The sequence below is a fragment of the Vibrio sp. 070316B genome (assembly GCF_013114115.1).
Lineage (GTDB): Bacteria > Pseudomonadota > Gammaproteobacteria > Enterobacterales > Vibrionaceae > Vibrio > Vibrio chagasii_B.
Genome location: NZ_VTYC01000031.1, coordinates 1 through 18,652 on the forward strand (window position 1 = coordinate 1; position 18,652 = coordinate 18,652).

Annotated in this window: 17 protein-coding genes; 6 read left to right on the forward strand and 11 right to left on the reverse strand. The window is 43.3% G+C overall.

All coding sequences use genetic code 11. From position 1 onward, the window contains the following. The 3 genes from F0251_RS19255 to F0251_RS19265 form a co-directional block, all read left to right on the forward strand. Positions 1-120 (forward strand): transposase (locus F0251_RS19255; protein ID WP_137408763.1); only part of this gene is annotated, 120 nt, incomplete at its 5' end. A gap of 287 nt (positions 121-407) precedes the next feature. Further along, the gene (locus tag F0251_RS19260) at positions 408-983 is read left to right on the forward strand and encodes a nucleoside 2-deoxyribosyltransferase (protein ID WP_171731617.1); all 576 of its coding nucleotides are present in this window, start codon (positions 408-410) and stop codon (positions 981-983) included. Positions 984-1,108: 125 nt separating this feature from the next. Further along, positions 1,109-1,462 carry a hypothetical protein gene (locus tag F0251_RS19265; protein WP_239961572.1) on the forward strand — a complete coding sequence of 118 codons (354 nt, stop codon included), beginning with the start codon at positions 1,109-1,111 and terminating at the stop codon, positions 1,460-1,462. A 201-nt stretch (positions 1,463-1,663) separates the two neighbouring features. Here F0251_RS19265 and F0251_RS19270 read toward each other — a convergent pair whose 3' ends face one another. Both F0251_RS19270 and F0251_RS19275 read right to left on the reverse strand, forming a co-directional pair. Beyond that, positions 1,664-2,521 carry an EAL domain-containing protein gene (locus F0251_RS19270; protein ID WP_061032766.1) on the reverse strand — a complete coding sequence of 286 codons (858 nt, stop codon included), beginning with the start codon at positions 2,519-2,521 and terminating at the stop codon, positions 1,664-1,666. Between the two features lie 9 nt (positions 2,522-2,530). After that, on the reverse strand, positions 2,531-2,821 hold the full coding sequence (locus F0251_RS19275; RefSeq protein ID WP_105057321.1) for a hypothetical protein: 291 nt from the start codon (positions 2,819-2,821) through the stop codon (positions 2,531-2,533). 260 nt (positions 2,822-3,081) lie between these two features. Here F0251_RS19275 and F0251_RS19280 point away from each other — a divergent pair, with 260 nt between their 5' ends. The 3 genes from F0251_RS19280 (at position 3,082) to F0251_RS19290 (ending at position 6,536) form a co-directional block, all read left to right on the forward strand. Next, positions 3,082-4,005 carry a transcriptional regulator gene (locus F0251_RS19280; protein WP_171731618.1) on the forward strand — a complete coding sequence of 308 codons (924 nt, stop codon included), beginning with the start codon at positions 3,082-3,084 and terminating at the stop codon, positions 4,003-4,005. A gap of 153 nt (positions 4,006-4,158) precedes the next feature. Beyond that, complete coding sequence (locus F0251_RS19285; RefSeq protein ID WP_061032769.1) at positions 4,159-4,776, forward strand: peroxiredoxin; 618 nt, start codon at positions 4,159-4,161, stop codon at positions 4,774-4,776. Positions 4,777-4,973: 197 nt separating this feature from the next. Next, positions 4,974-6,536 (forward strand): hypothetical protein, encoded by a 1,563-nt coding sequence (locus F0251_RS19290; protein WP_171731619.1) that lies wholly within the window; start codon positions 4,974-4,976, stop codon positions 6,534-6,536. Between the two features lie 123 nt (positions 6,537-6,659). Here the strand turns inward: F0251_RS19290 and F0251_RS19295 are convergent, their stop codons facing one another. The 9 genes from F0251_RS19295 to F0251_RS19335 form a co-directional block, all read right to left on the reverse strand. Then, a complete protein-coding gene (locus tag F0251_RS19295; RefSeq protein WP_008224272.1) occupies positions 6,660-8,543 on the reverse strand; it encodes a methyl-accepting chemotaxis protein in 1,884 nt (627 codons plus the stop codon). Between the two features lie 345 nt (positions 8,544-8,888). Further along, a complete protein-coding gene (locus F0251_RS19300) occupies positions 8,889-10,460 on the reverse strand; it encodes a BCCT family transporter (RefSeq protein WP_008224276.1) in 1,572 nt (523 codons plus the stop codon). A 256-nt stretch (positions 10,461-10,716) separates the two neighbouring features. Further along, positions 10,717-12,315, reverse strand: a complete 1,599-nt coding sequence (locus F0251_RS19305) for a BCCT family transporter (protein ID WP_171731620.1) — start codon at positions 12,313-12,315, stop codon at positions 10,717-10,719. A 170-nt stretch (positions 12,316-12,485) separates the two neighbouring features. Further along, positions 12,486-13,124 (reverse strand): response regulator transcription factor, encoded by a 639-nt coding sequence (locus F0251_RS19310; protein WP_116871889.1) that lies wholly within the window; start codon positions 13,122-13,124, stop codon positions 12,486-12,488. Further along, on the reverse strand, positions 13,117-14,472 hold the full coding sequence (locus F0251_RS19315) for a cache domain-containing protein (RefSeq protein ID WP_061032773.1): 1,356 nt from the start codon (positions 14,470-14,472) through the stop codon (positions 13,117-13,119). Before F0251_RS19315 ends, F0251_RS19310 begins: the two co-directional genes overlap by 8 nt. Positions 14,473-14,576: 104 nt before the next feature. Beyond that, entirely contained in the window at positions 14,577-15,860 is a 1,284-nt protein-coding gene (locus F0251_RS19320; RefSeq protein ID WP_008224281.1) for a TRAP transporter large permease subunit, read from the reverse strand. A 9-nt stretch (positions 15,861-15,869) separates the two neighbouring features. Then, complete coding sequence (locus F0251_RS19325) at positions 15,870-16,400, reverse strand: TRAP transporter small permease subunit (RefSeq protein ID WP_008224282.1); 531 nt, start codon at positions 16,398-16,400, stop codon at positions 15,870-15,872. A gap of 177 nt (positions 16,401-16,577) precedes the next feature. Continuing rightward, positions 16,578-17,672, reverse strand: a complete 1,095-nt coding sequence (locus tag F0251_RS19330; RefSeq protein WP_050052955.1) for a TRAP transporter substrate-binding protein — start codon at positions 17,670-17,672, stop codon at positions 16,578-16,580. A 508-nt stretch (positions 17,673-18,180) separates the two neighbouring features. Further along, the gene (locus F0251_RS19335) at positions 18,181-18,573 is read right to left on the reverse strand and encodes a hypothetical protein (protein WP_004740184.1); all 393 of its coding nucleotides are present in this window, start codon (positions 18,571-18,573) and stop codon (positions 18,181-18,183) included. Positions 18,574-18,652 lie beyond the last annotated feature (79 nt).

The window sequence follows — 18,652 nt, forward strand, 5'->3', positions numbered from 1 at the left end:
TGCACATTGGAAGGGATAAACAACAAGATAAAGCTAATCAAGCGAATGGGATATGGGTATCGAGATACAGATTACTTCTTCTTGAAGATAAAAGCGGCTTTCCCTGGAAAGCCGCGATGAACCTTTTTTATTGCCTATCGATTTTTCTGCATCTCAAGCAGGTCACCTTCCCTTTAGACTCTCAGCCATATTCTCGCCTTAAACGAACACAAAGCATCCTCAAAGTGATATTCAAATCATGAGCTTAAGCAAAACAGCACTAATGATTCACTTTTTAAACCATAAAGCTAAAAACACACCAAATCCACACGTTAGCAAACCGTGTAGTTTCGGTTATTACTTAAACAATCCAATAGATAAAAATATCAGCACAAACACAAGCACTGTTGCTAATCAGGAGTTAACCGTTGAAACGTATTTATCTAGCAGGACCAGAAGTATTTCTAAGTGACGCTGTCTCTATCGGTGATCAAAAGAAGAAGATTTGTGAAGCTTATGGCTTCGAGGGTATTTTCCCACTCGACAATATTCTAGAGTTGAATGAACCTAGCCCTCAGCAAAATGGCTTGAAGATTGGCCGTGCTAATGAAGAGCTGATTGAGAGCTGTGATATCGTCATCGCCAACATGACGCCTTTCAGAGGCGCGAGCTGCGATGTGGGTACAGCCTATGAAATGGGCTTTGGTAAAGCGCTAGGTAAAACGGTACTTGCCTACAGCAATAACTCGGATCTTTTCTTAAAACGAAACCTAGACCAACTGCCGAATGCTAAGCAAGTAGACGATCAAACCTATGTGGATGGCATTGGTATGACGCTAGAAAACTTTGGCTTGATTGATAACCTAATGCTAGATAACGCGGTATCAGGCCCGATAGAGTTAGAAAACGTTGCCGTGTTTTATGACCAAACTGATGTATATCGAAACCTACGTGCTTTCATACGCTGTCTAGAACAGCTAAAGAGCGACGCTAAGGCTGCGTAAATCGCTATCTAAACTGAATGACATTGATTCTCCCAGCATCCTCACAATGCTGGGAGACTTTCTATTGACGATAAGGTATTAACGATAAGGCATAAATAGAGAGGAAAACTATGAGCGAGATTTGCATGATGTCTCTTACCAGAGACGAAGTAGCGGAACGTAAAGACTATGATGCAATCAAAGCATCATTTGATGATTTATGGTCTTCGATTAACTCAAACGAAAACGCCAACGTTAGTATTTGTACCAGTGAAGGGACTTGTCTTTTTGTGGATAGAGAGCAGCAGCTTTACAACATTAAGCTTGGTGTTGATCAGAAGGAAGGGTATGTATCGTGCAGAGTGAATCAAGTTGAAATTGAAGAGGTTGAGAGATTTCTTCATGCCTATTGCACTTACAGTAAAAGCGGATTGATTCAGTTAATCCAAGAAAGTAATTCAAAAAGTAATCCAGAAAGAAATTCAGAAAACGAACTGTAATCCTCATTAGAATACTGATAGCCCTCCCCAGCGTCTAAACCGTTCAATCCAAAGTAATTCAAATTCAACTCACTCATATCGATGTCACTAGCCAAAAAGCTAACCTCCCACACGAGAGGTTAGTGAACCGAAGAGTAGTAGTTCAGATAAGGGAAATCGACAAATTGATTATTTGGAGCGCGGGTTCAGTCACTTGGTGAGTTAAGCGCTTTTACTCGTTATTCTGGTTTTCTTATTGAGATAAGTGTTTAGCCTGAATTTTTCATCTGGCGTGGCAACACCTTGGTCTAGCATGTTTACAGGATAAGATTTAGGGAAATCTATGTGGTAACCCTGATAATAATCAGCCCCATACTGGGCAGCAGAACGTAAGTTATCCACGTTCTCAATCCCCTCAAAAATCACCTTAATACCTTGTATCGTCGTAATGGTGTTCAGTTCTTCCAAAAGGTTGTCGTCTTGAGAACCACTCATAGCAAACTCGATCAACATATCACGGCTCACTTTGAGGTAGTCAGGCTTCACGACTGCCATGCGGCTATAACCCGCCCAACCAGAGCCAAAGTCATCCAGTGCGAAGGAAATACCTATGTTTCTGAGGTACTCAGTACCTCGATGTAAACTCTCTATGTCAGCTAAAGGGCAATAGTCCTCGACAATTTCGACGACGATTTGACTCAAGTCTACCCGCTCCTCCTTGATTAACGGGAGATATAAGCTGTTTAAGTCGTTCCCGTATGAAAAGTACTTAAAAAAGCATGGGGTAACATTGAGAAACAGCTTTAGATCACGACCGTAGATGCTCGAGTTCCGAAAGTTTCTCAAGTGCATAATGTTCAAGAAAAACTTAAATCTAAACTCAGACTTCTCACCGAAGTCCTCAAGAATTTTATAGAAGCGTTTAACGTTTACCTTTGCACCTTGCATCTCTACTCGGCATATCGCCTCATAGCCAAACACATTTTGGTCTGCGTCATTAATCGACTGAAACACACTATGCACTTTAAATCCAAGAACCGACATCTCATATCGACGGTGTTCAGAGTTCCACTCAAGCATCAGTTAGCCTCACTTGGATTGTGCTAGATTGCATAGCGGGCTAACAGAGTCCATTAATATCGCTTCAGCTTCTTCCAGCTCCATTTTTTGGGCAAAGACTAGCTCTTCGGATATCAAATCTTTGATGTGGTCCACTAAAACTTGGCGATCGTCTTCTGAGATCTTCTTGCTCTGAAGGTGACATAAGCGAATCAGTAAACTAATGACGTCTAAGCCTTTGGATTCAACACAAGCTACCTGTTTATATTCTTCAATGCTGCCTAAAACGCGTGTAACACTTTCTTTTGATACAACTTTCATCTTCACTCCCAAAAACAAACAACCTTATTAATAATCCCTATATCTGTTGATGTTCTATCCGTGAATTATGCGTCTATCGTACTTGCGCACAACCTAAACCACATCATTCAAAACTAACTAAAAACACACCAAATATACATTCCACACATTTTTCAAACGAACTTGATTTTTGATAGCCAAAGCGATGAAAAAAAATAGAATCGACGACAAGTTGGTCTAGGCGTAATAACAATAAAAATAATTAATTTGAGAGAAGTAGAATGATTAATGATAATTCACTTGTAATTAATGATGAGTTACATATAAACCTGAGCGATCGTTCGATAATGAATATCGAAAATAAAACCTTAATCAAACTAAGGCCAAAACCATTCCGTGTTTTACTCTATTTGCATAACCATAATGGTCGATGTGTGAGTAAAGATGAGCTTTTTAGTGAATGTTGGAACGGTGCCATTGTCTCTGATCAATCTCTAACCAATACGATCAGTACGTTAAGAAAGTCGCTCAAAACGATTGGTATTAAAAATACAAAGCTCACCACTGTGAGTAAAGCTGGCTATTTGCTTGAGAAAATATCCAATGAAGAGTCATCAGAAGCCCATCTACCTACTGAAAGCCATTCACCTACTGAAAGCCATTCACCTACTGAAACCAGTCTAACTTCCGAAACCCAGGAGGACGACACAGTAGCCGCTGCTGCCATAGATGGAGCAACAAGCGAAGTCTCAGTACCTGTCGAAGTAATCGACAACCAAGAGCCGTCGAATAAACCTCGCGAAACTCTGGTTTATCTTAAAAAGCTATTCATGTTAATGCTGGCTATTTCCTCCTTGTCACTCATTAGAGGTTGCTATAACACAAATAATATCAACAAAAATATGACCCAGCGTTTGGTGTCCACAGAAAACATCTCATATAACCTTGTTGATCATACGGGGATGCTAGACCTTGATAGTATGGAGGGAATAATCCGAGTAAGCTCATATAAGGACTGTAGAGCTAGGCATATTGATATAACAGTAACTAAAAATGGCGAAGGTGTTTTTGAGACCGATTTTTCGATAGTTTATAAGAATAAAGCCCATAACTACTTGCATTCATACAAAATAAAAAATGACAGTTCTGAAGTTAGAATAATACAGATTTCTAAGATACTCAGTTTATGTAAACTCTCACTTTAAATAGGGTCTTATTCTATTAGTCATTGATATTTTATAATAAAGTTGAACGATGTGATTTTCATTATCTGTTGGTTTGAACAAACCCCATGTTGTTTAGCTAGAGTTTGCCCCGCTTGAAACTGAGCTTAACTAATATAATTCAAGAGACTCAACATGAAAAAAACGTTAATCACGCTGGCGGCACTGATTTTAACCACAACGGCAGGTGCTGCGGACTACTTAACAACCAGTGAAACGGCTCCAACAGGAAAAGACAATACGCTGACTTTATACTACGAGACAACGTTCAACCTTGTCGGTAATAGCTTGGCTGTTGGTGATTACCTGCCTTCAGTAACATTGATGACAAACAAAAACCAGCCGTACGATACCACAGCAAAAACAGACAAAGTGCGTATCTTTAGTGTACTGGCTTCGATTGACACACCAGTATGTAACCAACAAGCTCAGGATCTTTCTAACTTTGTAAAAGCAAACCCTGAACTGACAGATAACATTGAATTCATCGGCCTAAGTGCAGACACAACTTTCGCACTGGATCGATTCAAGAATGAGAAAGGTATTACAGACAACCTAACTTTGCTTTCAGATGCCAAAGACCACGTTTTTGGTTTTGAATCAGGCACACAAATCAACGAACTTGGTTTACTGGCTCGTAGCACATTCGTTGTCGATAAAGACAACAAAATCGTTCATATTCAGCGAGTTCCAGAGCTGACTATGATTCCAGATTTGGACAAAGCTGTTGAGGTAGCGAAAAAATACTTCTAAGCAAAGTAAACCAGTGGGCAAGTTAGGCTTGCCCACTTTGATTACCCTTCTTACTTCCCGCAAATTGATAGCTCAAATACATAACTTAAAGGTCATTTGTAAGCCCTATCAATACATAACTTACAAAAGCTTACCAAGAGAAAATACCATTTCTTGTAACATGCGAGCTTTATTGCTTGCAGATAATTTGGTTCTCTATGATAAATAAACTCATTATTCCTTCTCTTGTTGTTACAACAATGCTTACTGCATGTGGCGGCGGAAGCGGTGGCGGTAACAATAACAGTACTAATGTTACGAATTCTGGATTTACCTTGCCGCGTGAATCGAACGTGATTACAAATTACAATATCGATGGCGCTTTTAATACGGTCTTCCCACGTAACTATCAGATCGCAAAGGATGCGGGCTTTGATTACTTTATTAAAATACCGTTGCGTTCAGATCCAAGTATTAGTATTACCATTCTTGCGACAAAAGGTAGTGATGAGGACCTTCGTCAAGCGATAGGTGTATGGACCTCTCTTTTGTCTAATAATGGAGCGAACACGGAACTAAGCAAAGTAGATATCTTTAAAACGATAAGTCAACGACAAGGTACTCTACTTATGGCTTCGTCGGAGGGTGACCTTGGGACAATTCAACAGGAATTGCTTAGGTTGTTGAAAGTTCGTGAGCCTAAAATGGCTTCTGCAACTGAAGACAATTTCCTCCAAAAAATAGCTTCAGATAATTATTTGTTCAAAAAGTATGGCTGGTTTGTTCACAGCCAAGCTCTTGGTTATAACGAAACGACATACGTTGGTGAACCAGAGTATTTTTCCGGCTATAACTCAAAAACTGGGGCTGGCTCAAGAGACGCTTCGATTGAAGAGATTCTTCATATCACTCAGGCCCAAGGAATCGCGCCTTTAACTGGAGAGGGCGATAAAGGTGGTCTACAGAAGAGAATAACCGAACATAGCCTGAGTATCTTTAAAGATTATAAGTATGACAACGTATCAGGCCTATATGTTTACGATGACAAAGATACGACTAAAGACTACGTTGCTGGGAGCTCAATCTGGAGCCCACAAGCTGATGGTGCGACCCTTGATGAAAAACGTGAAGAACAATGGGATGGAGATTGGGGCGGAGACGATATAGGTAAAAACCTAGGGCTTCCAGAACAGTATAAAATGGGACAAACCTTTTCTCACGAATACTTTGCTGCATTAGCAGACACGTATTATGGAATGTATGGTGGGTTTAATACTGAGTTTGGAGGAATGGATAACTACCGATATGTTACACGCGAAACTTTGCCTAGTGATGGAGAAGGCTTTGCTATGGTCAAAGAATTCTTACCTGAATATCATCAATATACTGCAAGGATTGACAGTGAAAAGATTAATCAATATTTAAAGGGACACCCAAGCTTAAATAATACATTTAAAATACAGTTTTCTTCTAATAGTGATGAAAAGTACACCTTTAAATCTCAGTATATTAAAAACTTGAAAGTTATAGGCTCTGAGCCTTTGATTGTACTTGGGAATGCTCAGGATAACTATTTTGAAGGGAATTCGTCTAACAACAGTTTTGATGGCTCCGATGGTATCGATGTCTTGAAGGTAGATGGTAATAAAGGCGATTATTTAATTGAGAAGCTAGCTGGGGGTGTAACACAAATCTCTGGCAATTCGAATGGAACAGATAAAATTACCAACGTGGAATACATTAAATTTAACGACGATATTGTTAAGGTTGACAATATATAGCTTGGTTTAACTAATTACTGAACCTAAAAAGCAACTAGCACTCAGTGCCTAAGCCTCCAACTAAGAGGCAAAAAAAAGCCGAATGTGATAATCACATTCGGCTTTAAATTTACGCTTTAGTGCTTACAGCTTGAAGCGACTGATTTCGCTCTCTAGCTCATGAGACAGTTCAGACAGCTGAGCTGCTTGCTCTGCCGCTTGGTGTGCTTCGTCTGCTAGCTCGTTAGACACGTCACGGATTCCCTCAGTGTTACGAGTAATCTCAGACGTTACAGAAGCTTGCTCTTCTGCCGCAGAAGCAATCTGTGTCGCCATGTCGCTGATACGTTCAACAGCAGCATGAATTTGCGTTAGGCTTGCAGCCGCTGAGTTTGCGTCATCAACACTGGTTTCAGCCAGAGTACGGCTGTCATTCATGATGCTAACCGCTTTGCCTGTTGTACCTTGTAGCAATTCGATAGTCTGTTGAATCTCTTGTGTTGAACCGTGTGTACGTTGGCTCAGAACACGAACTTCATCAGCAACAACCGCAAAGCCACGACCTTGCTCACCAGCACGAGCTGCTTCAATCGCTGCGTTAAGTGCAAGTAGGTTTGTCTGTTCAGCGATGCCTTGAATGTTAGACAAGATAGCGTTGATGCTATTACCGTGCTCTTCAAGTTCTAGGATTACGTTCGTCGCAATCTGAACTTCTTGAGCAAGATTTTGGATTGAGCTTTGAGTCTGTGTTACTTGACCAGTACCGTGCTCACACGCACCAACCGCTTCAGATGAATTCTGTGCCGTGTGGTCTGCGTTACCCGCGATCTCTTGTGTTGCCGCAGCCATTTCGTTAACAGCGGTTGCAACCATGTTGATTTCGTCTTGTTGCATCTGGATGCGAGCGCTACGCTCTTCCGCTTGTGATGCAGTTTGGCGCGCTTGGTTACCCAATGCAGCAGACACTTCACTTAACTTGATCACCATTGTGTGCATGTTGCCCACGAAACGGTTGAAGTTTTGCGCCAGCTGGCCGATTTCGTCGTCGCTCTTAGGCTCAAGACGCTGAGTAAGGTCACCTTCACCTGAAGCAATCTCTTCTAGTGCTGCAGATACACGGTTTAGGTCGCGGAATAGGAAGCTCACCAACCAAGAAACCAGTACGATCACGATAAGCGTGATCACTACAGCCGTCATAATAAGCTGAGTAAGTAGTGTTGAGTGGTTTGCTTCTTCAGTCGCTCGGTCCATCTGAACCGCGAAGATCCAGTTAGTGTTTGGTACTTTCGTGAAGTAAAGCAGCTTCTCAGCGCCACGTTCTTTAATGATCTCGATGCTACCAGTACGCACTGCATTCTCGATGATAGGCATAGAGATGTCATTAGAAAGCTGGCTTACTGGCTTCAGGCTTAGTGCTGAATCTGGGTGCGCTAGGAATGTGCCGTCAGACGCATCGATTAGCATTGCGTGAGCGTTGTCACCCACATCTAGGCTGATAACGTCATTAACCAATTGGTCGATAAGTACGTCAGCACCTACCACACCAACAAGTTGACCATTGTGGCGAACTGGCTCTGCAATCGTTACTAGAAGTGCTTTGGTGATTGCATCTTGGTAAGCCGTAGTAATGATCTGCTTACCTGCAGCGTTTGCTTCTTGGTACCAAGGACGTTGACGAGGATCGTAACCGGCACGGTTACGTTCAGGGTGTGAGCGGTACATGCCACCTTCTGGAGTACCTAAAAAGATATCGTCAAAGCCACCCGCTACACGAGCTTGCTTAAGGAAAGGAACAACATCATCCTCTCGTGAAAAGTCGTTGAATGCTGAAGCGATATCCGTACGAATATCAATCCAGTTTTTAATACCTTCAGATGCTGCTTCTGATACGCTTTCAGCTCGTAGGTATACGCCATTACGAGTCTGTTCAAATAACTGGTTTGCTGATAACCAAGTCAGTGCTGTAGCCATAACGACAACAGCAGATAGGCTCGCACCTATTAACTTCTGTTTTAGTGTTAGTTTCATGTCAAAGTTTCACGAGTGGTGGGAAATCCCGCGCATACTACCCAATATCAGTATTAAATTCGAGCGATTTCACAATTTAATATTGGAATATATTTTTATGTAAACCATAGCCTTAGCTTATGCCAATTAGTTGGCATATCGCCAAATTCAAGGCGCTATTAACGATATGGTTATTACAAAACATTTCAGCTCCAATACGATGAAGTATGTATAGAAACTGTCATGAAAATAGATAGAAATGGGCATGAAAATAGATAGAAAAAAGGCAGGTGAGTCTCCTCACCTGCCTTCGTATTATTTATCGTTCGACTGTATTTATAACACGGTCGATTCACGCTTTATGAGCTAGCGTTTTTCTGTACGCATACCCATTAGCAAGCTCACACACATCAATAACAGAATGATGGTGAAAGGCAGCGCCGTCGAGATAGCACCAGCTTGAAGAGCTTGTACTGCTTCAGTACCACCAACCCACAATAGTGCCACTGCAATCGCACCTTCAAGGAACGCCCAGAAAACACGTTGAGGTACCGGCGTGTCTACTTTACCACCAGCGGTAATGCTGTCGATAACCAGAGAGCCTGAGTCAGACGATGTAATAAAGAATACTAGAACCAATACTACTGCAATGATTGATAGCAACGTACCAAACGGTAACGCATCGAACATTTGGAACATCGCTAGTGATACGTCGGTTAAACCTTCACTACCAAGTGTGCCGATGTTATTCACGATTTGATCAATCGCCATACCGCCAAATACTGACATCCAAATGATAGTTACAGTAGTTGGAACAATCAGAACCGCTGTGATGAACTCACGAACCGTACGACCTTTAGATACACGTGCGATGAACATACCTACGAATGGTGACCATGAAATCCACCAAGCCCAGTAGAATACCGTCCAACCGTGCAACCATGCTTGGTCTTCACGACCGTGAGGGTTACTAAGTGGAATGATGTTCTCGATGTACGCCATTAGGGTTGTTGGGATAGAGCCTAGTGTCACTGCATAACCGATTAGTGCCACTAAGATAAGCAGTAAGAACGCTACCAGCATGTTTATGTTACTGATAACTTTTACACCGCCATCTATACCACGAAGTACTGAGACTACGGCCAGCAAAGTTACAGCCGTAATAACGATAACTTGTAAGCCCAAACCAGCTTCAAGGCCAAATACGTGTTGAATACCACTTGCTGCTTGCTGTGCGCCTAAACCTAGCGAGGTCGCCAGACCAAATAGAGTCGCAAGTACCGCTAGAATATCAACAACGTGACCAGCCCAGCCCCATGCTCTATCACCTAAAATTGGGTAGAAGATAGAACGAATCGAAAGCGGAAGTCCCTTGTTGTAAGAGAAGAATGCTAACGAAAGAGCAACCACGCCATAAATAGCCCAAGGGTGCAGACCCCAGTGATACATGGTTGCGCCCAGCGCCAGTTTTGCCGCCTCTGGTGTGTTCGGCTCTACGCCAAGTGGCGTCTCAAACCAACCAGTGTAGTAAGCCGCTGGCTCTGCCACACTCCAGAACATCAATCCGATACCCATACCTGCTGCGAACAACATGGATAACCAAGACATGAACGAGTAATCTGCCGTTGCATCAACACCACCAAGGCGGATTTTACCAAACGGAGAAACGATCAAGCCTAAGCAGAAGATTACAAAAATATTGCCTGACCAGATGAACAGCCAATCGAATGAATTGATGATTTGCCCTTTAACGCCATCCAGTGCGGCCTTCGCTGATGCAGTATCAGTAACCAGAACACCAATCAAAAACAGAGCAATCAAACCTGCACTAATGCCAAATACTGGGTTATGTACGTCGAAACCCCATTTTTGGACGTTATCCTGACCAACAGTGTAATCGGTACTGTCGATACTGTATTTATCTATACCTTTAGTCATTATCCCTCTCTACGGAATACTACTAATATCCCTTACTTACCTGTGACCTAATCACAAACTCGAACCTACAATCCAAGTAGCACAAGCTGTTGTCACATTAATTCAAATACTTGGATGTCTGAAGTTTAGCAGGTTAACTTATTGTTTTCAGTAAACCTGAAGCGGTTCGTTTGGTTTTCATCCAATATTCACGTAAATACTCAAATTAATGTCGAAAAAAAAGCCGAACATGTCAGCCTTTAATTCAATATTACTTTCAACTCAAAGCATTTCGGTGTTTCACCAATTGATTTTCTGTCCGTAAACCGAGTAATAAGCTTAGGCACATAAGCAATAATATGAACGCAAATGGAAGTGCCATAGAAACGGTACCGGCTTGCAATGCTTGGATAGATTCTGTGCCACCAACCCACAATAGAACCGCAGCAATCGCACCACCAATTACCGCCCAAAAAACACGTTGAGGAACAGGTGAATCCACTTTACCACCAGAGGTAATACTATCAATCACTAGTGAACCCGAGTCTGAAGAGGTGATAAAGAACACCATAATCAAGCCAATCGACACCACAGATAAAACAGAGCTCATTGGCAGCGCATCGTAAGTGTGGAACAGCGAAAGTGTAATATCTTGTAGACCATTCATGCCTATCTCACCGACTTTGTTCGCAACTTGGTCTATCGCAATGCCGCCAAAAATCGCCATCCAGATAATGATCACTGTCGTTGGGATGAACAGTACCGCGACGATGAATTCACGAATCGTACGACCTTTAGAAATACGAGCGATAAACATGCCTACGAATGGTGACCAAGACATCCACCACGCCCAGTAGAATACCGTCCAACCTTGCATCCAAGTTTCATCACCACGACCATGGGGATTACTTAGAGGAATAAAGTTTTCGACGTAACCCATCAGCGCCGTTGGGATAGCTTTAATACCAGCAATGCCACCAGCAATCGTCACGAAAATCAGCAAGCCTAAAGCGACCAACATATTCACATTACTTAGCACCTTTACGCCACCGTTGATGCCACGCACAACCGACATCGTTGCCAGAAAAGTGACCACAGCAATTACAACCAACTGCATGCCAATACCGCCATCAGTACCAAACACATGGTTGATGCCACTTGTCGCTTGCTGCGCGCCTAAACCTAATGAGGTTGCTAAACCAAACAGCGTTGCTAGTACCGCCACGATATCAACAATGTGACCAAACCAACCCCAAGTTCTATCCCCTAGAATCGGGTAGAAAATCGAGCGGATTGAAAGAGGTAAACCTTTATTGAAAGTAAAGAAAGCGAGTGCAAGAGCAACAACAGCGTAGATAGCCCAGCCGTGTAAGCCCCAGTTATAGATGGTTGCACCCAGTGCAAGCTTAGCCGCTTCAGGTGAGTATGCTTCGACACCAAGTGGCGTTTCATACCATCCAGTGAAGTAAGCGACTGGCTCTGCAACACCCCAGAACATCAAACCAATACCCATTCCTGCAGCGAATAACATCGACATCCAAGAAAGGTTAGAGTGCTCTGCTTTGGCATCATTGCCACCAATACGTATCTTGCCATACGGGGAGACAATGAGGGCAAAACAGAAAATTACAAAGATGTTGGCTGCCCACATAAAGAACCCATCGAAGTTACCGATGACTTTCCATTTTATACCATCAAGTGCAGATTTCGCGGTCTCTGGCTCTGCCACCAAAAGTGCCAACAGGAAGATGATGATCGACCCAGCACTAATACCAAATACAGGGTTATGTACATCAAAACCCCATTTCTGAACGTTATCTTGTCCTACGGTATAATCAGTATTATCAATACTATACCTATCCTTAACAGACTCCATGTTTCCTCTCTAACTTTGCAGCGCTCGGTTTGCAACATTGCATCCGGCACTTAAATTTCGAAAGGAAGAATATCAACCTGTCGCAAAAATACTAAAAAAACCTCCATAATGGAGGCCTTAATTACACATTTAGTAATTAAATTACACATTTGGTGTAATTTAGCGTAAGATCAATCCACAAGCCCACAATTGACAGCGTACTTGGCAAGCTCTGCAGTAGAGTGAATGTCGAGCTTATGCTTAATGTTTTGTCGATGGGTTTCGACAGTTCGATAGCTAATATTCAGCGCCTTCGCCACCTCTTTACTGCTCTCGCCTTTCGCCACTAATTTCAGTACAGCTTCCTCACGTCGACTCAGTGGATTCTTCACCGATGGCGTCGGAGTAATTGGCTGGGTGAACAAGTTTTGAGTCACTTTTTCGCAGAAATACGTCGAACCTTGATTGACCGTTTTGATTGCTTGAACCATTTTTTCAGCGGAAATCTCCTTCAACATATAGCCCACTGCACCCGACTGCATCACCTTCATAATATATTCACGGTTGTTATGCATGGTCAGCATCAGTACCTTAGCGTCCGGGTCTTCTTCTTTGATCAGGTGTGTGGCATCAATCCCATTCATAATGGGCATACTGATATCCATCAACACCACATCCGGGCGTAGGTCTTTGACAATCTCGACTGCCTCTAAGCCATTGCTTGCGGTACCTATCACGCTAATATCAGGCTCGAGTTCCAATCTCGCCATAAAGCCATCCAGTACCACTTGGTGATCGTCAGCAATCACAACTCGAATAACTTCACTCATTCATTAATCCCTCTAGTGTCAGTAACACTGTAATTTCCGTTCCGAAGCCAATCTCGCTCATCAGTTCAAAATCGCCACCGATAAACTCCACCCGCTCTCGCATATTTCGCAGACCGATCCCTCGTTTTTCCATCGCTTTGTAAGTATTAAAACCGACACCGTTATCCTGAATAAGCAGTTGCAACACATTGCCAATTTGCTGCGCGATAACCGTTACTTTGGTCGCTTGTGCATGTTTCTCTATGTTGGTTAACGACTCCTGAACCACTCGATACAAGGTGGTCGCCGCCTCTGACTTTAACTTCCCCGGTTGAGTTGCGAACAGGGTTTCAACCTCAATGCCCGAGTGCGCTTTAAAGTCTAAAAGCAGTGATGACAAAGCGGCTTCTAGACCAATATCATCTAATGAACTTGGACGCAGCTGGTGCGAGATATGCCTCACTTCCTCAATGGCGCGCATCAGTGAGTGCTGCGATTTATTGAGGTGAGCCTTAAGCTCTTCACTCTGTAACTTATTACCAAGCAGCTCCAAATGGCAACGACTCGACACTAATAATTGGTTAATACCATCATGCAGCTCGCGCGCGAGGTGCTTTTTCTCATCCTCTTGAAACATCACAGTCTTGTGAGCCAGCTCTTTCAAGTTGTTATCCGCAATGCGATGTTCGTGCATATTGATGGCTAAAGTCAGCACGATGATCACTGCTACCGTTACGCTCAAAATCACCACGATAGAGAAAAAAGTGGTTTCAATATTCTTGTTGATCGCAGCCTGCATTGAAGCGACTTCTTGATGTACATCTTCAATGTACAAACCCGTGCCAATCATCCAGTCCCAGCGTTCCAACCAGGCGGCATAACTCAGCTTGGATACCACTTCCCCTGTCGAAGGCTTTTGCCACAAGTACTGATGAAAGCCTCCACCGGTTTGTGCTTCTCGTAACAAGGCTTCAATCAGGAAATCACCATCTTCATCTTGAAGTTGCAGTAAATTCTGGCCGATCAATTCCGGCTGTATTGGATGCACGAGATTGGTTCCGTGGCGATCATAAGCGAAAAAATAGCCATCTGCGCCATATCTAAGTTTAGACAATATGGCTCGAACTTCCGTTTTAGCTTGGGCTTCTTGAATATCGGGATCGTTGTAGATGTGTTCAATGGCGTCGAAAGCGAGATCGACAGTGTCCTTGAGTGCATTTTCACGGGACTTAATCAGGCTGTCTCTGAAGATCTCGACCTCTTTATCACCCAAAGTTTTAGTCTGGTGTAACGAGATCCAACTAATGCTCGCCGTAACCAGCAGCAACGGGAGTAGCGTCAGCAGAATCAGCTTGGCTTTTAGAGGCATTCCTTTTCCTCACTAAAAACGGCTTATTGAACATCAATAAGCCGTTTTATTTTAGCAATTTATAGATAGCCGTTGAAACATATCGTTCACATTCTTGGCGTCACTCACATTCCATAAAACGCGGGGAACGCGAGAAGTGACCCAAGTACGAGTATCTGAATCACAATGAAAGGCATCACACCTCGGTAGATGTCTTTGGTCGTTACGCCTTTTGGTGCCACACCTTTTAGGTAGAACAAGCTAAAACCAAACGGTGGCGTCAAGAAGGAGGTTTGTAGGTTCATTGCAATCAAGATAGCGAACCACGTCATGTTGATACCCATTAACTCAGCAACCGGCGCTAAGATTGGCACGATGATGAAACAGATCTCTACGAAATCGATGAAGAAACCCAGAATCAAAATCACCAACATAGTAATAATCAGGAAGCCCCACTTCTCACCAGGAAGCTGTAGCATCCACTCTTCAACCAGATAGTCACCGCCAGTATAAGTAAACGCCATCGAGAAAGCGGTCGCACCCAGCAAGATTGCAAACACCATTGCCGTTACTTTTACGGTTTCTTTAGAAGCGTCATACACCATCGACCAGCTAAACTGCCCGTACAGTAGTGCAAGTATCATCGCACCCGCGCCACCTAATGCGGCAGACTCTGTTGGCGTCGCCACGCCCGCAAAGATAGAACCCAGTACCACTATGATTAACGCGAGCGGCGGAAGAATCGCTTTAAGCGCATCAATCACTTCTTGTTTACGGCTGATTGAATCGTCACGCTCAATTGGCTGAGCCGCTTCAGGGTGAAGTTTTGCGTATATCAAAATATAAACAATGTACGCGCCCACCAGCATTACACCCGGCCAAATCGCCGCTTGAAACAAGTCACCAACCGGAACACCAAGCACATCACCGAGTAGAATCAATACGATCGATGGTGGGATGATTTGACCTAAAGTACCAGAAGCACAGATGGTGCCGCAGGCTAAGCCTTTGTCGTAATTGTACTTAAGCATTACAGGCAATGAGATAAGGCCCATCGCAACAACAGAAGCACCAACCACGCCGGTTGAAGCAGCAAGTAACGAACCTACCAGTACTGTAGAAATCGCGATACCACCACGCACACCACCAAACAAGCGGCCCATAGACTCAAGTAGCTGCTCAGCAAGCTTGGTCTTTTGCAGAACAAGCCCCATGAAAACGAATAATGGAACGGCCATTAACACCGTATTTTCCATGATCGATTGAATTCGATATGGCATGAAAGCAAACATCTCGATGCCTTCAGCCCAAACACCAAAGATTAAGGCGATACCACCAAAGGTAAACGCAACTGGGAAGCCAAGTAACAGTGCAAACAAGGCTACAAAAAACATTACTATTCCAATCATGTTTAGCCTCTACTTATGATTTGCATGGATAAGGTGCGGATTAAAAATCTTGTTGAGTGAGTGCAGGATCAAACCTACGCCACTCAGTGCCATCAAGAAGAATGACAGCGGGATCATGGCTTTGATGATCCATCGATATGGCAAGCCACCGGGATCGCCTGAGGTCTCACCCAGTTCATAGCTCTCTTTGGCTACATCGATACCAAACCAAGCCACCAGCAGGCAAAACGGAAGTAGAAAGATCAGCGTGCCTAGCAGGTCAATGATGGCTTGCGCTTTAAAGCTCAGCTGCTCGTAGAATACGTCTACTCGAACGTGGCCACCTGCTTTGATGGCATATGGCACACCTAGTAGGAAAACGGCAGAGAAAAGGTGCCATTCCATCTCTTGAAAGGCGATTGAGACATCGTTGAACGCATATCTCATGACAACGTCATAGACGACGTTGGCGATAAGTAAAATAAACAACATACTGGAAAGCCATCCCAGTGCGTCACCAATACGATTAAACAGGCGTTCAATATAAATTAGACTTCGCATTCCCGACTCCATGGAATTTGAAAAGACATCGTGCAGCGGGGTAACAAGCTGTTCGATGTAGAAAGGGTTCTTGGGCATTTAATTATTATGTTTAAAATGAACCCTCAGCGTATTCACTCTTAAATACTCAATAAGAAAAGCTTTGGGTTCATTTAACTTCAGTTCAACAACCGTCGATTATTTCGCTTGGCTATTTAGATAAGCTCTATGTGAAATATCCGTCCATGAACGTACTTGCTCTAGGTAAGCTGCTTGTGAAGCTTGAATCTCTTTTGCCAATGCATCTTTCTCAGCGTGCTCAGCAAGTAGGCGATCGTTCGCTTCTTTCAGTGCAGACATAACCTCTGGCGGGAAATCTTTTACTTGTACATCTGGGTACTCAGTCTTCATTGAAACCCAGTTCTTACCACTTTCATGCGTTGCTTGTGTGTACATGTCGTAAGCCGCTGTACGCATTGCAACACGCAGGATTTCTTGTAGATCTTCAGGAAGCTTGTTCCATGTACGCTTGTTCACTAGGAACTGAAGCTCTGAACCCGGCTCGTGCCAACCTGTGTAGTAGTAAGGCGCGATTTTGTGGAAACCCATACGTAAATCCAGTGATGGACCTACCCACTCTAGCGCATCAATCGTGCGACGCTCTAGAGACGTGTAAAGCTCACCTGGGGCAATGTTGGTCGGTTTAGCACCTAGCTCAGCAAGAATCTCGCCTGCAAAGCCTGGGATTCGCATTTTCAGACCTTGTAGATCTTCAACGCTGTTGATCTCTTTCTGAAACCAACCACCCATCTGGATATCGGTGTTACCACCTGGGAATGACATCAAGTTGTGTGGAGAATAAACCTGCTCCATCAACTCCATACCACCACCGTGATAGAACCATGCGTATTGTTCTGCAGGCGTCATACCGAAAGGCATAGAAGTGAAGTAAAGAGTGTTTGGAACTTTACCTTTCCAGTAGTAAGAGCCTGAGTGACCCATGTCGTATTGACCAGACTTAACCATGTCAAAAACGCCTAGAGGGGCTTTGTGTTTGTTCGCTGAATCGATTCTGATTTGCAGTCGACCATTCGACATCTTCTCAGCCATCGCTGCCATGTTTTTCGTTGCATCACCGAAAACAGGGAAATTCGGTCCCCATGTTTCAGCAAGTTTCAAACGATAAACCTTATCCGCAGCTGTTGCACCGGTTGCGACCAAAGCTAAACAAGCCGCAGCAGTTACCGCTACGTTTTTAAAAACTCGTGTAAGGGAGTTAGAAATGAGACTCATGTTCACGTCCTTTGTTGGGTTAACACTCTTTCTTTGAGCATTTTTTATGATTCAACCTAAGAGTGCACCGCGATGAAGCAACAAGATATCAGGGAGAGCACGCACCCTGAGCTTGTGTAAAGGTACGTATTAGACCAAAGGATTAAGTAGAACTACGTAGGAGATAAAAGAATGGTAACGATTTTAAAGGACTTGAAGAATTCACCCCGAAAATGCGTATTGATAAATACCTAAGTAGTTACAATGAACCCGTATTAACAATTGATTCCCATTTCGTGATGAAGCTCTAGTCGTTGCTGCATTTTAGGGAGAGTCATCCGCATTTATCGGTTGATCCGCCCTACTTTAGTGCTCGCTGATAAGAAACAAAATTGGAAGTTATCGTGAATAAGTTAAGAGGATATTTAGAATGGGAAAAGTAAAGGAGTTATTCAGTACCTTTCAGATACAAAAAAGCCTCGATAATCGAGGCTTAAAAACTTAACGAAGCGAATATCATCCCGTGGGATTAGATAGCTTTGTAGATAACCTTGTTACCTGCTAGCTGCTCTTTCGCTACTAGGTTTTCTTCAAGAAGTTTTTTCAATGCGCCTGTTGCCCATGAAGCTGCTTTCGCGTCTTCTTGACCAGCTGCTAGGCCGATACCTTTAGGGTTAATGCCTTCAGCATTGCTAACAACGATGTCTAGAACTTGTTGTTGCTTAGGAGTCAGTGCTACTGCAACTTCTTTAGTTGCTGCTACTGTTTTCTCTACCGCTGGTTTTGCTGCTACAGTTTTTTCTGCTACAACTTTCTCTGCGACAGGCTTCGCTTTTTTCGGCGTTGCCACTGCTTTAACTACAGCCGCTTTAGTGCGTTTCTGCAGTTTAGCCTGCACCTTACGCTTATGAGCAAGTCTCATTGAATATTTCTCCAGTTCACTGCTCTTTTCGCAGTGGTGAAAATTTGAAGCGCGATTTATACCAAAAAACAGGAGCTAT

What these genes read in the sequence shown, in the direction of transcription:
- F0251_RS19265 (WP_239961572.1), top strand. Translation starts at nt 1,109, where the DNA reads ATGATGTCTCTTACCAGAGACGAAGTAGCGGAACGTAAAGACTATGAT.
- F0251_RS19275 (WP_105057321.1), bottom strand. Translation starts at nt 2,821, where the DNA reads ATGAAAGTTGTATCAAAAGAAAGTGTTACACGCGTTTTAGGCAGCATT.
- F0251_RS19335 (WP_004740184.1), bottom strand. Translation starts at nt 18,573, where the DNA reads ATGAGACTTGCTCATAAGCGTAAGGTGCAGGCTAAACTGCAGAAACGC.
- F0251_RS19300 (WP_008224276.1), bottom strand. Translation starts at nt 10,460, where the DNA reads ATGACTAAAGGTATAGATAAATACAGTATCGACAGTACCGATTACACT.
- F0251_RS19315 (WP_061032773.1), bottom strand. Translation starts at nt 14,472, where the DNA reads ATGCCTCTAAAAGCCAAGCTGATTCTGCTGACGCTACTCCCGTTGCTG.
- F0251_RS19290 (WP_171731619.1), top strand. Translation starts at nt 4,974, where the DNA reads ATGATAAATAAACTCATTATTCCTTCTCTTGTTGTTACAACAATGCTT.
- F0251_RS19285 (WP_061032769.1), top strand. Translation starts at nt 4,159, where the DNA reads ATGAAAAAAACGTTAATCACGCTGGCGGCACTGATTTTAACCACAACG.
- F0251_RS19330 (WP_050052955.1), bottom strand. Translation starts at nt 17,672, where the DNA reads ATGAGTCTCATTTCTAACTCCCTTACACGAGTTTTTAAAAACGTAGCG.
- F0251_RS19270 (WP_061032766.1), bottom strand. Translation starts at nt 2,521, where the DNA reads ATGCTTGAGTGGAACTCTGAACACCGTCGATATGAGATGTCGGTTCTT.
- F0251_RS19280 (WP_171731618.1), top strand. Translation starts at nt 3,082, where the DNA reads ATGATTAATGATAATTCACTTGTAATTAATGATGAGTTACATATAAAC.
- F0251_RS19320 (WP_008224281.1), bottom strand. Translation starts at nt 15,860, where the DNA reads ATGATTGGAATAGTAATGTTTTTTGTAGCCTTGTTTGCACTGTTACTT.
- F0251_RS19325 (WP_008224282.1), bottom strand. Translation starts at nt 16,400, where the DNA reads ATGCGAAGTCTAATTTATATTGAACGCCTGTTTAATCGTATTGGTGAC.
- F0251_RS19305 (WP_171731620.1), bottom strand. Translation starts at nt 12,315, where the DNA reads ATGGAGTCTGTTAAGGATAGGTATAGTATTGATAATACTGATTATACC.
- F0251_RS19295 (WP_008224272.1), bottom strand. Translation starts at nt 8,543, where the DNA reads ATGAAACTAACACTAAAACAGAAGTTAATAGGTGCGAGCCTATCTGCT.
- F0251_RS19310 (WP_116871889.1), bottom strand. Translation starts at nt 13,124, where the DNA reads ATGAGTGAAGTTATTCGAGTTGTGATTGCTGACGATCACCAAGTGGTA.